Raw genomic sequence first — 12,912 nt, forward strand, 5'->3', positions numbered from 1 at the left:
GATACACAGTTACTCATATGGCTTGCAGGAATATCTAAAATGATATATAATTAACTAGTTAAGTATAATATCAAGGAGTAAAGAATGACAAAAAAGACTAGACTCTTGGCCTTAGCAGGAACAGGAATTGTTTTAGCAGGAGGTCTATATTTTGCCGTACACCAATCACCTAAACAATCTATGGGAAAAACAGATAAAATTGAGCAAAAAATAAAAGAACCACGCTCTACATCTGTAAAAAAAGAAACAGATACTCGCAAAAAAGTTGCAGGAATCGATTTTCCAACCGATGATGGCTTCCTCTTAGAAAATGAATCACAAATCCAAGCTAGAACAGATACAGGAATTGTGGTCGCTCATGGTGGACACTCGCATTTTCTTTTTTATTCAGATTTGAAAGGGACAAAATGGTCTTACCTAATTCCTCAGGAAGCTAGAATGGTCTCACCTACTAGTCCGCTAGACTCAAGTGCTGCGCATCAAGGAACATCTTCGGCTCAAGGACATCACTATGTGTTCAATCCGGCAGATATTGTCGCTGAAGATGCCAACGGATATACAGTAAGACATGGTGACCATTATCATTATATTTTGAAATCAAGTTTATCAACGGATCTCAGAGCCAGTGCTCATCAACAGTTTCAGCGCTTGCAAAATCAAGCAGGACCTAGTACAGAACGTACAGAAGCAGGTATAGCAGGAATTCATTTTCCAACCAGCGATGGCTTTCTCTTTGATGGAACTGGTATTGTCGGCAGAACAACTTATGGTTTGCGTGTCTCTCACGGAGAACACACTCATCTAGTCACTTATGACAGCTTAAAAGGGACGACTTGGGAAAATCTTATCCCTTCACCATCACCACAGATTGATGAAAAACCGCTACCATCAGTCCCTAAAAATACTGAAAAATCGGTACCTCAGACACGTGATCTATCAGCAGAGATAGCTGCTAAACGAGAACATTTAGCTAAGTCATTGGGAATATCGGTTGAGGCTGTGAAAGTAGATAAAACTGAGGATGGTTCAGTAGTTCTCAATTACCCTCACGGTGATCATAGCCACTCAATAGGTTTATCAGAAATTGACGTGAATAAACCATTTACGAATCCAGATGAGCCGATTAAGCAGATTGAGGGGGAAACCATTGAGGAACGTAAAGAGCGCCTTATCAAAGAATACATGGAGCGTTTTAAAGTTCCTCGCGAAAATATTACCGTTGATGGTAATTATATGTCTGTTAAGCATGGAGATCATGCACATATCTATAAGATTGATCCTAATTTACCAGACGACCCTGAGCGTGATGTAAAAACAGAAACAACGAATCTTGAAGTTGAAGAACAATTAGTTCATGGACCTTTTTATACAGAAGGACTTATGGAGAATTTAACACGCAATGGTGTCTATCAAAAATACAAGCCAAGCGGTATTAAAAATATTAAAAACTTTATCTTATTAACATTTAGCACAAATAGCGAATATGGTGACTTAGTCGTTAATGGTAAAAAGAATAAAAGAGTTTACTACTTGATCCGTAAGGACTTAAATTGGGAAGACTTACACATTCAACGTCCAGACGCTGTCAAACATGAAGGCAGTACCTTTAAAGGGTGGAATGCTGAACTGCCATCGCGTGGAAAAATGCCTAGAGAGCACCAGTACTTCCACGTAAAATTTACTAAAGTAAAAGAAAAACCAACCAAGAATATCTATACTCCAGCTGATGATGTATCTAATATTGATTTATCCAACTATGTTTCTGTCAAATATACTACAATATTTAATGGCCGACTTAAATTAAACGATCGCATCCAAGGAGGATTTACCTATTTCGTAAAATCAGATTTGACTTGGAAACAAGCTAAGGAACAAGGATTGATTGCTCCGGAACCTGTCCCAAATAATGGGTATGAATTTATTGAATTTAGAAATGTTATTACCGGTGGAAAAGGGGAGAATGACCCCGTTAGCTTAACAATTAGCTTGGCTGCCTTTGGTTCAACAGCACCTCATTTAGGACCTTATATTGCAGCTAATCCCGAAAATCCAACAGATATAAATGACCCAAGCAGACATCCTAACTATTATTGGCATGATCCCAAGCACTATGTCGCAGTTGCCTTTAAAGCCACAGAGGGTGGGCAATTGCAAACACGTCTAGGAACCAGTAAAACAGTTGTCTACCTAGTCAGAAAAGGGTTAACACTGGAACAAGCTGGGATTTTTCCACCTGTTTTAAAACCAGAAAACGGCTATAGAAGAGACTATAGCAAACCTATTATTCCAGATTCTGCATGGGATACTCCTGCCTTAGCAGATACCACCTATAATATTGATTTTGATAAGAAAAATAGTCCTCAGAAAGAGCCAAACCACATAGAGGCACCGAAAGAGTCAGGACCTTCTGTTTCTAAAGATTCAAACAAGCCTGATAAAACAGGGGACAAACAAGATGCCGTAGTTCATCCAAACAACCAATCCAATGGAGAAACTACTATTCCTGACATAGCCAAAAGTGAGTCTGAAACACCGTCTCCTTCATCACCACAGGATCAACATACCCCTAATACTTCTCATACAGTTGATAATTCTGCCCAGAATGGACATAAAGATATTTCTCGGACAATCAATGATCTTGTAAAGGAGGAACCTAAGTCTGATACTTCTCATACAATTGATGGCTCTATTTCTGATTGGTTGAAAGCATTCGTATAGAATAAACAATCTATTATCAGAGTTTTATTTTCAATCAGTGTAACTGCTTAATAAAGAGGCAGCCAGAAAAGCTGGGCTGAAGGTTTATTTACTACAATCTTATCATTCAAGAAAAACATTACCCAAAAACGTCCAAAGTTTAACCAGCTTTGGACGTTTTTCAATATACCTAGTTATTAGAACTCAATGTCTCTATTTTTCCCACTAAGAGCAAGCCTTCAATGGTAATTTCCTTCAACTGGCTGAGATCTAGCTGGGACTGATCCACCTGAAAAAAGAGTGGCGTCATATCTGCCAACACTTGAGCATGGGCTTGACTGATTGGCAACGTGCGACTGACTAAAATCTCCTCAATCTGCCCCATGTATGACTTGAAATGATCCACAATCTCACGGTTGTCATAAGACTCCTTGCGTAACTGTTTTTGGGCTAAATGGCGAAGCTCCTTGAGATGGTTTGGACCCGGAACCAGTTTGAAAACAGTTCCACCTTCTTTGAGCACTCTGGTAAATTCCTGATAATTGGCGGGAGAAAAAATATCCAAAATCCCATCAATAGTCTTATCTTGTATAGGTAACTTGGTCAAATCCCCGACAAACCATTTGACTGCCTTTGTACTATCTGTGCGTGCTGCCAACAAGACGGAATCCTTAGAAATATCAAAAGCAAGAATATCCAAGTTCATTTTCTGAGCCAACTTACGAGAATAAAATCCTTCCCCACAGCCGATGTCTAAGACTGATTGTAAGCGCAACTCAGCTATTTTCCCTTCAAGAACCTGATAGAGATGATCATAATATCCTTGTTCCAAAAAAGATTGGCGGTTTTCAAAGCTAGATTTATGATAATTAGCAGACTGTTTAACCTGAGGTGCTAGGTTGACATACCCCTGTTTGGCAATATCAAAGGTATGTCGATTTGAACAGCGTAGGCTATTTTGATCAAGACCAAGAACCTGCCTACAGTATGGGCAGGCAAAAAATTGATCGCTATTTGTAAAACGTTGGTGTTTCGTCATAGAGTTCCACTTTCATTTGCATCTTATCCGAAATAAACATCAAGAATAAATTCTGAGTTTATTGTATCAACATTTTCTAAGTCAATCTCATACCCATAGGACCATTTAGAAATAGCTTTATTTGCACTTTCTATCCAAAATAATTTATCAAAATCAGCATCAATGCCGAACAGAACTTTTCTGTAAGTCTCTTTTCTGTCAAAGCAAACTAATTTGCACTTAACAGCAGTCGGGTTTTCTTCAGCATACCGAGCCAATTTTTGACGAATAACCTTACTGATACTATCCCAGCGTAATTTAGGATCCGGCTCTTTACTGTTAATTATCATACATCTACTCCACTAGGACTGCCCATTCTTCCATAAGATTTTCTTGTTGATGAGTCAGTTGGTCGATTTCCTTTTGGTAATCGGTCAACTGACCAAGGTCATTGGTTTCTAACATAGCTTGATTGAGCTCATTCAAGCGGTTTTCGATGGCATCAATTTCCGTCTCGATTTGTTCTACACGGCGTACCAATTTACGTTGTTCTTTCTGATTTTCCTTTTGAGCTTGGTAGTCCATAGCTCCGACAGATTGGCTAGTCGTTTCTATCTGTACAGACTGATTTTCTGCTTCTAGCTCTGCCTTTTTCTCCAGGTAATAATCATAGTCGCCCAAGTAGAGCATAGAGCCTGTTTCTGAAATCTCCAAGACTTTGGTGGCAATGCGGTTGATAAAATAACGATCATGGCTGACAAAGAGTAGTGTACCATCGAACTCAATGAGGGCATTCTCCAAGGCTTCTTTACTGTCGATGTCTAAATGGTTCGTTGGTTCATCCAGAACGAGAAAATTATTATTTTCCATAGAAAGTTTGGCAAGGAGTAACCGAGCTTTTTCACCACCAGAAAGCATGGAAACCGACTTTTGGACATCATCCCCTGAAAAGAGGAAAGCACCAAGACGATTACGAATATCCACTTCCGGCAAGGTCGGAAAGGCTGACCAAAGCTCTTCGAGGATCGTGTTAGATGGCGTTAGAGCAGCCTGTGTTTGGTCATAGTAGCCCAACTCAACATTAGCACCAAGCTTAGCATCTCCTTTTATGAACGGAATGGATCCCACAATAGATTTGAGTAAGGTTGTTTTACCTATACCATTTGGCCCAACAATAGCAATGGCATCTAGTTTGCGTTGATCAATAGAGATTGGTTGGGAAAGGACAACTCCATCATAGCCCACTGCTGCCTCCTCAACTGTCAAGACAATGTTACCCGAAGGCTTATCCGATTGAAAGGTCATGGTAGCAGATTTCCTGCCTAGCATTGGCTTATCCAAGCGATCCATCTTTTCCAACTGCTTGCGTCTGGCTTGGGCACGCTTGGTAGTTGAAGCACGGACGATATTTTTTTGGACAAAATCTTCTAGCTTTGCAATCTCCTTTTGCTGCTTTTCGTAGTTTTGTAGCTCTGTCTGTAATTTTTGTTCTTTTAATTCGACAAACTGTGAGTAATTGCCCACATAACGATCTAAAGAATGGTTCGTTAAATCAAGAGTAATCGTTGCTACTTTATCCAAAAAATAGCGGTCATGGCTAACAATGATCATTGCTCCCTTATAGTGAAGCAAATAATTTTCTAGCCAAGCAATGGTTTCAATATCCAGATGGTTGGTCGGCTCATCCAATACCAAGAGTTCCGGACTCTCCAAGAGCATTTTCGCCAAAGCTAACCGAGTGTTTTGACCACCAGACAACTCAGAAATTTTCATGTTCCACATGGCTTGGTCGAACTTGAATCCATTCAAAATAGCACGAATATCAGCCTCATAGTTGAAACCGCCAGCCAGACGAAATTCCTCAGACAAGCTATCGTAAGTCTTCATGAGCTGGTCTAAGTCACTATCAGATAGGCTCCCCATTTGTTCTTCCATGTCACGCAGGCGTTTTTCAATCATCCGCACATCATCAAAAACGTGGAGCATCTCATCATAGATTGTATTTTCCGACTCAAAGCGACTATCCTGTGCCAGATATGAAAGAGAAAGATCACGCTTGGTCGAAATCTCACCACTAGTCGCTGCTTCTTCTCCCACAAGAATTTTCAATAGGGTAGACTTTCCCGCACCATTTTTACCAACAAGAGCAATCCGGTCCCTTTCATCCACTTGAATATTGATATTATTAAATAAAACTTCACCCGCAAAGGAGCGTTCGATCTTGTTTCCACTTAGAATAATCATAGAGATATTGTACCATAATTTTGTGAGGTATTGGTATTCCTTTTTCAATTCACAAAAAAACAGTAACTTTTTAGCTACTGTCTTCATCCATTTTGTCTCATCAACTTAAACCGCTAAGCAGCTCCTTGTTTTGCCAAAGTAAATAGAGACCCCCTCCTATGATAATCAGCATGAGGATAAACTTTATTACACCTTTGACAAAGCGGATAAGCACCAATAAAATCATTGATACAATCAACCAGCCCCAAGCTGAAGAATGTAAGAGTGATTCCATTCCAGCAAGACTGCTACCTGCTAAGAAACGGATAGGAGATGGAATTTTTTCTAACCAGTCCGCTGAAACACCAAGTTGGTCTATAATAGACTGGCCACTTGTTTTGAGCCAAGTAAAAATTCCTGCATTGTAGACGAAAAGCAGAACCTGCTCAGGATAACGTTTAATCAAATTAAGAATCATTTAATGGTGTAATTCCCTTCTGTAATAATCATAAAAGATAAGGCAGGCCTTGGCAACATATAGACAATCGAAATAGAGCGTAGAATATTTGCCTTACACTAATATCTCTACAATAGAAATAAATGTCAGTATAGGCCCATTTGAACTCTTCCTTAAAGTTCTAGGATAACCTTTCTTCCAGTTCAAAGTCAATAGGTAACCAGGCTAAAACTTTCTCTATCTGCTGGTTCCAGTAGTACCATTCATGTTTACCAGGTCCGATACTTGCTTCAATATGCAAGCCCAGATCTTTCAACTGACGAACGGCTTTTTCATGACCTTCAAAAAGAAAGTCTTCCTCTCCACACCAGGCATAAAATTTTGTCTTTTTGTCTGATTGCTTGGCAATTTCCAGCAGATTATTCGGATTTTTGATATCTGAAATATCACCAAATACACCACTCCAGTAATTGAAACTACCGAGTTCTTCTGCCGCTGGATTATCAAAATCAAAATACAGAGCACCAGAAAAGGAGGCTGCGTAAGAAAAACGATTGGTAGACATGGCTATCTTGAAAGCTCCATAGCCTCCCATAGATAGACCGGCAATAAAATTTTTCTCTCGCTTATCCGACATATTAGGGAAGAAACGCTTGAGGATTTGCGGTAGTTCTACTGCAATAGCATCAAAGTAGTCCATTCCGTAGGTCGTGTTGGTATACCAGCCCTTGTCCGTATTTACCATAACGACAATAAGATTGGTATAGCGCACCAACCGCTCAATGGTCGAACGATTGAGCCAGGAATCATGATTGCCACCCATCCCATGCAAAAGATAGAGGACTGGAATATCTGTATCATCAGGATTTTCCACCCGATTGCGATCCGGGTAGAGAACATTGACCTGTCTGGACATGTCTAGTACCTCTGAATGATACTCAAGTTTCATAATAGCCATGATCAATTCTCCTATTCTAAAGAGCCCGAGTTTCCTCTGGCTCTTATACAATTTTGTACCTATAGTCGATAAAAACTAAGTGCTTTTCAAAGAAAATAGAACTTTTTTACTTAACTTCCATAATCACTGGTAGGATGGCAGGGCGACGTTTAGTTTGGTCAAAAAGGAACTTCAAGAGACTATCACGAACAGCACTCTTTAACTCTGTCCAATCAAAACTATCCTTCGTAAAATAATTTTCTACCGTTGCATTAACTAATTCTGAAGCTTCTCGCAGAATGTCCTTACTCTTTTTGACGTAGACAAAACCACGTGTATTGACCTTGGCTTTAGAAATAATTTTCTTTTCACGGCGGTTAACGGTAATGGCAACAATGAAAATACCGTCTTCAGAGAGGATTTTCCGGTCACGAAGGACAATATTTCCAACATCACCCATGGCATTTCCATCAATCATGACATCACCAGCAGGAACCGCTCCGCTATGGACAAAATCACCCGCTTCAAAGGACATAACATCACCACGTTTAACAATGATAATATTCTCTGGGAACATGCCAATCTCTAGTGCAGCCTTGGCATGAGCATCAAGTTGACGGTACTCTCCCTGAACCGGGAAGAGATACTTAGGTTTCATAATGTTGAGCATCAATTGCAAATCACGCGCATTTCCATGTCCAGATACATGGAGGTTTTTGGTAATAGATTTGACCGTTCCGCCAGCCTTGTAAATCAGGTTTTCCACACGAGCAACTACTGCTTCTTTTGAAATACTTGGTGTTGTAACAATGTAGACTAAATCACCATCTTTGATTTCAACATAGCGGTGCCTACCAATAGCCATCTTACGTAAACCATTCAATGGTTCACCCATGCGACCTGTTTCTAGAATAATCAGTTCATGTTCTTCATACTTGCCCATATCCTTAGGCTTAACTAAGAGATGTTCACTAACGAGACGAAGTTTTTTCAACTGAATAGCTGTACGAACAATGTTTTCTACGTCATATCCCGTCAAAACAACACGACGCCCAGTTGCCTCAGCCGCATCAAAAATCTGTTGGATGCGAACAATATTGCTGGCTACAGCTGCAACAATCACACGACCATCACAGTCTGCAATGGTATTAAGAATTTCTTCGCCTGCTTCGTGCATGCTAGCTAATTGAATACTGCTGTCTGCATTGGCTGAGTCGGATAAGAGGGCTAGAACTCCTTCATTTCCGATTTCAGCTAAACGACCAAAATCGGTTCGATAAAACTCGTCTGCTGCTTGGTCAAACTTGAAATCTCCTGTATAGACGATATTTCCTTCGTTAGTTTTGACAACAATTCCTAAACTCTCTGGAATAGAGTGAGTCGTTTGGAAGAAGGAAACGACTGAATCACCGAAATCAATTTCTGTCTCTGCATTGATAATATGAAAATCGTTAAATTTCTTTGTTGCATTGTTACTTTTGACCAACAATTTAGCCAATTCAATAGTCAAATGTGAACCAAATACTGGAACCTTCACTTTTTCCAAAAGATAAGGAAGTGCTCCGATGGCATCTGCGTGTCCATGTGTCAGAAAGACTCCTGCCACACGATGTTTATTTTCTTCCAGATAGTCAAAATTTGGGACAACTACATCGACACCCAATTGTTCATTTTCAGGATACTTTGCTCCGGCATCTAGAATAAAAATATGTTCATTCACCTCGGCAATATAGAGGTTTTTTCCATTCTCACGTACACCACCGAGGGCCATGATTTTTATGGTAGTCATGTTTACTCCTTTGTGGACATCTTACAGATGTCTCATTATTTTTTTACTAACGGTCCTTGGAAGGTCTCCCAAGTCGAATTACAGTCTGCTAAATAGCTATCACTATCATTATACATTTTTTCAGGAAAATTTACAAAAAACTCTGCTGAAAATCAACAGAGTTTCCCCTTATCTCTAACCGTAATCTTTCTTCAGACAGGAACTTCCTCACTTTCACACCAGTATCATCATCCTCATAGTTCAATGATATGGGCTGTAAAACCGATTTCTTCTACGAATCGTAATACATCTTCTGTCTTTATAAAAATAGTCTTAGTATTGACATTAGGATGGAAGGTCAAGATAGGATCCGATAGAATTTCCTTATCAAAATAAACTTGAATATCTCTTTCAGGATTATTCAGCAAACCAAATACAGATACAACGCCAACAGGCAGCTGCATTTTTTCCATCAGGCTATCGCTTGATGCCATCCGAATACGATTAGCTCCAACCAACTCACGAAACAAGTCCATATCCAACTGTTTTTGGTCATCCATAATCAGTAAATAATAGGCTGTTTTCTTCTTATTTGTCAGAAACATGGACTTAGTACGGACTCCTTCTAGTCCTTCAATATAACGATCCGCATCTTGCGTTGTCAGAGCTGCAGGATGCTCTACGATTTCATAATTCATTCCCAGTTGTGCTAACCGTTCAAAAACAAGATTTTCCATAATGAGGCTCCATCTAGATGTTAGTTAAATTATACCTTATTTCGCGATAAAACCAAAGGATAATGTAAAAAGTCTGGATTATCCCAGACCTTTAATCAAATAATTTATAATAATCTTCCAGTTTCATTTGAGATTTCTCTTCTGTGGTCTGATCTTGAATAATCCGGCCATTCTTCATGACAATCAGACGATTCCCATGAGCAAGGGCATCTTCCATTCGATGGGTTACCATGAGGGCAGTCATCTCTTTGTTTTCAATCCACTCACTAGTTAATTGCATTAGCGACTGACTAGTCTTAGGGTCCAAAGCTGCTGTATGCTCATCTAGTAACAAGAGGTCTGGTTGCTTCAAACTAGCCATTAAAAGACTAAGTGCCTGACGCTGCCCCCCAGATAGAAGACCCGCTGGCGTATCCAAGTGTTTCTCAAGACCATTTCCCACTTTTGGCAGGAGTTGCTCAAACTCTTCTATATGCTGGGACAATCTGCGTGGAATCAAGTTCCGCCCTTCTCCACGATGTTTGGCAATGAGCAGATTTTCAGCCACTGTCATTCGCGGTGCTGTTCCCATTTTTGGATCTTGAAAGACACGTGCTAGGTATTTGGCACGCTTTTCTGCTGACCAGTTGGTTACATCCTCACCTAAGATATGCACTGTGCCACTAGTCAAAGCTAAAGTTCCTGCAATAACATTAAAAAGGGTTGATTTACCAGCTCCATTTCCACCCAAAATAGTGATAAAATCACCTTGGTAAATGGTTAAATTAACATTGTCTAAAATGACCCGTTCCTCATCAAAACCACTGGTCACCACCTTGGTAGCATTTTTTAATTCAACAATTGCTCTCATTGTGATAAGTTTGCTCCCTTCATGATTTTTTTCTTGAACTCAGGTACCATAAGACAGACCGCCAAAATCATGGCTGAGAAGATACGGAGATAGCTAGTATTGATGCCCAGGGAAATCACCAGCAGAATCAGAAACTGATAAAAAATGGCACCTACCACGATAGCTAAAAACCTCTCTAGCATAGTCAGATTTCCATAAATAACTTCTCCTATAATCAGACTAGCCATCCCTACCACGATAACCCCAATACCACGAGAGACATCCGCGTAACCCTCTTGCTGTGCAATCAAAGCTCCAGCAAGAGCAATGATACCGTTTGACAGGATAAGCCCCATTAATTCCATTCGACTGGTGTTGATACCAAAACTACGAGCCATCTCTGGGTTATCTCCTGTAGCGATAAATGCCTGCCCAAGTTGAGTATATAGGAAGAACATCAGACTAGTAATCACAAAAACTATACTTGATAATCCTAGGAGCAATTCATTGACCTGGTTAGAGAAGGGGAGAAGATTTTGGAGTCTACCAGCATGGAGCAAACCTAAATTTGCCCGCCCCATAATGAAGAGAATGACGGAATGACAAGAAGACATAACCAAGATTCCAGCCAAGAGAGTCGGAATTTTACCCTTAGTATATAATAAGCCTGTGACCAAACCAGCCAAGCAACCAGCCATCACTGCTGCCAGCGTTGCCAAGATAGGATGTACTCCTTGAGTTAGCAGAGTAACAGCCACAGCTCCTCCTAAAGGAAAAGACCCCTCTGTCGTCATATCGGGGAAATTCAAAATCCGAAAGGTGATAAATATTCCCAAACCGAGTATGCCCCACAAGAGGGCCTGTGATATAGTTGATACAATCATATTTTTCCTTTTCTTATTCGATAACTTTACTTGCCTTATTGAGGACATCTTTGGACAAGACAATGCCCAACTCTTTTGCAGCTTTCTGGTTCACTACAACACTTCCTTGATGAAAAATCTGAACAGGGGTATGGGCTGGATTAGCACCATCCAATACCTTAGCAGCCATCTTACCAGTTGCCACGCCCAGATCATATTGGTCAAGTGTTACAGAAGCAATACCTCCACCTGCCACCATATCTTCTACACTAGTGAAAATAGGAGTTTTTGACTTATTGGCAACAGAGACTACTGTCGAAAAGGCAGAAGCCACTGTATTGTCAACCGGTGTGAAGAGTACATCTGCCTTTCCACTTGCCACTTCGACTGTTGAAGCTATTTCATTACTAGAGGCTACAGCGTATTCCAGGACTGTATAACCTGCCTTTTCAGCAGCTTTCTTAAACTCTGCCACTTGAATTTTGGAATTATCCTCGTTGGAGGAATAAAGAACACCGATTGTTTTAGCATCTGGTGTGATTTGTCTGATAAGAGAAACAGTATCTGCTACTGGGGTTTGATCAGAAACACCGGTGATATTACCCGCAGGATTTTTCAAATCTGTCACCAAATTGGCACCAATTGGATCTGTCACAGCTCCCATGATAATCGGTAATTCCTTTGTAGCATTCGCCAATCCCTGAGCTGCAGGTGTCGCAATACCAATCAATAGCTGGTTGTCATTTGCCACTAACTTTTTGCTCATAGTCTGAACTTGTGACTGATCCCCTTCAGCATTCATAAAGTCAATGACAAGATTATCCGCTGTTGCATAGCCTCCATCTTTCAGACCAGCCTTAATTCCTTTATAAATTTCATCAAGGGAATCATGGGTCACAAACTGGAGGACCCCAATTTTCACTTTTTCAGTTGTTGCTGCCTGTCTACTCCTTTCTTGTTGTGTCATAAAGAGGGCAGCAATTACCATTGCCGTTAAGGCAAGTATCGTAGTCAATAATTTTTTATTTTTTATCATAATCTTATCTCCTTTTAGCACTAATCATTCATGTCACCAAATCACTATTCCACCATCGCCATCGTTTCATCAGCATTACCTCATTCTATTACTAAGTTATTGTCAAATTTAGATTACTTTTAGGGGAAAAATGAAGAGTGGGGCTATCATAGCACAACATAAAAGTAACTGAATAAGACAATGAAAAAACCTCGCAGGAAAATATCCTGCGAGGGCGTCAATGACACGGTGCCACCTCACTTATGGGAATTTGTCTAAAATCCTCCCATATCTCTTCTCCTCTAACAAGGAGTCGCACTGTAAGGTGTGCAAACCGAACTGTCATTGTTTTCAGTTCATTTTCGTTG

At 40.2% G+C, this 12,912-nt stretch carries 11 protein-coding genes; 1 reads left to right on the forward strand and 10 read right to left on the reverse strand.

Annotated elements, in window-relative coordinates; genetic code table 11:
• The first annotated feature begins 84 nt into the window (after positions 1-84).
• Positions 85-2,718 (forward strand): pneumococcal-type histidine triad protein, encoded by a 2,634-nt coding sequence (locus BZG42_RS06260; RefSeq protein WP_155995962.1) that lies wholly within the window; start codon positions 85-87, stop codon positions 2,716-2,718.
• A 169-nt stretch (positions 2,719-2,887) separates the two neighbouring features.
• Here the strand turns inward: BZG42_RS06260 and BZG42_RS06265 are convergent, their stop codons facing one another.
• The 10 genes from BZG42_RS06265 to trpX form a co-directional block, all read right to left on the reverse strand.
• A complete protein-coding gene (locus BZG42_RS06265) occupies positions 2,888-3,736 on the reverse strand; it encodes a putative RNA methyltransferase (RefSeq protein ID WP_155963266.1) in 849 nt (282 codons plus the stop codon).
• A gap of 23 nt (positions 3,737-3,759) precedes the next feature.
• The gene (locus BZG42_RS06270) at positions 3,760-4,065 is read right to left on the reverse strand and encodes a hypothetical protein (protein ID WP_120171889.1); all 306 of its coding nucleotides are present in this window, start codon (positions 4,063-4,065) and stop codon (positions 3,760-3,762) included.
• A 4-nt stretch (positions 4,066-4,069) separates the two neighbouring features.
• A complete protein-coding gene (locus BZG42_RS06275; RefSeq protein WP_155995964.1) occupies positions 4,070-5,959 on the reverse strand; it encodes an ABC-F family ATP-binding cassette domain-containing protein in 1,890 nt (629 codons plus the stop codon).
• A gap of 100 nt (positions 5,960-6,059) precedes the next feature.
• Positions 6,060-6,416, reverse strand: a complete 357-nt coding sequence (locus tag BZG42_RS06280; protein ID WP_024531926.1) for a hypothetical protein — start codon at positions 6,414-6,416, stop codon at positions 6,060-6,062.
• A 160-nt stretch (positions 6,417-6,576) separates the two neighbouring features.
• Entirely contained in the window at positions 6,577-7,353 is a 777-nt protein-coding gene (locus tag BZG42_RS06285) for an alpha/beta hydrolase (RefSeq protein ID WP_155964823.1), read from the reverse strand.
• A 106-nt stretch (positions 7,354-7,459) separates the two neighbouring features.
• On the reverse strand, positions 7,460-9,121 hold the full coding sequence (locus tag BZG42_RS06290) for a ribonuclease J (protein ID WP_155995966.1): 1,662 nt from the start codon (positions 9,119-9,121) through the stop codon (positions 7,460-7,462).
• Between the two features lie 233 nt (positions 9,122-9,354).
• Positions 9,355-9,837, reverse strand: a complete 483-nt coding sequence (locus tag BZG42_RS06295) for a prolyl-tRNA synthetase associated domain-containing protein (RefSeq protein ID WP_024531923.1) — start codon at positions 9,835-9,837, stop codon at positions 9,355-9,357.
• Positions 9,838-9,928: 91 nt separating this feature from the next.
• A complete protein-coding gene (locus tag BZG42_RS06300) occupies positions 9,929-10,687 on the reverse strand; it encodes an ABC transporter ATP-binding protein (protein WP_155963269.1) in 759 nt (252 codons plus the stop codon).
• A complete protein-coding gene (locus tag BZG42_RS06305) occupies positions 10,684-11,550 on the reverse strand; it encodes an ABC transporter permease (RefSeq protein ID WP_155995968.1) in 867 nt (288 codons plus the stop codon). The genes BZG42_RS06300 and BZG42_RS06305 overlap by 4 nt, the downstream gene beginning before the upstream one ends.
• A gap of 13 nt (positions 11,551-11,563) precedes the next feature.
• Positions 11,564-12,562, reverse strand: a complete 999-nt coding sequence (gene trpX, locus BZG42_RS06310) for a tryptophan ABC transporter substrate-binding protein (RefSeq protein WP_165437313.1) — start codon at positions 12,560-12,562, stop codon at positions 11,564-11,566.
• Between the last annotated feature and the right edge of the window lie 350 nt (positions 12,563-12,912).

The organism is Streptococcus sp. DAT741, assembly GCF_009866825.1.
Lineage (GTDB): Bacteria > Bacillota > Bacilli > Lactobacillales > Streptococcaceae > Streptococcus > Streptococcus ruminantium.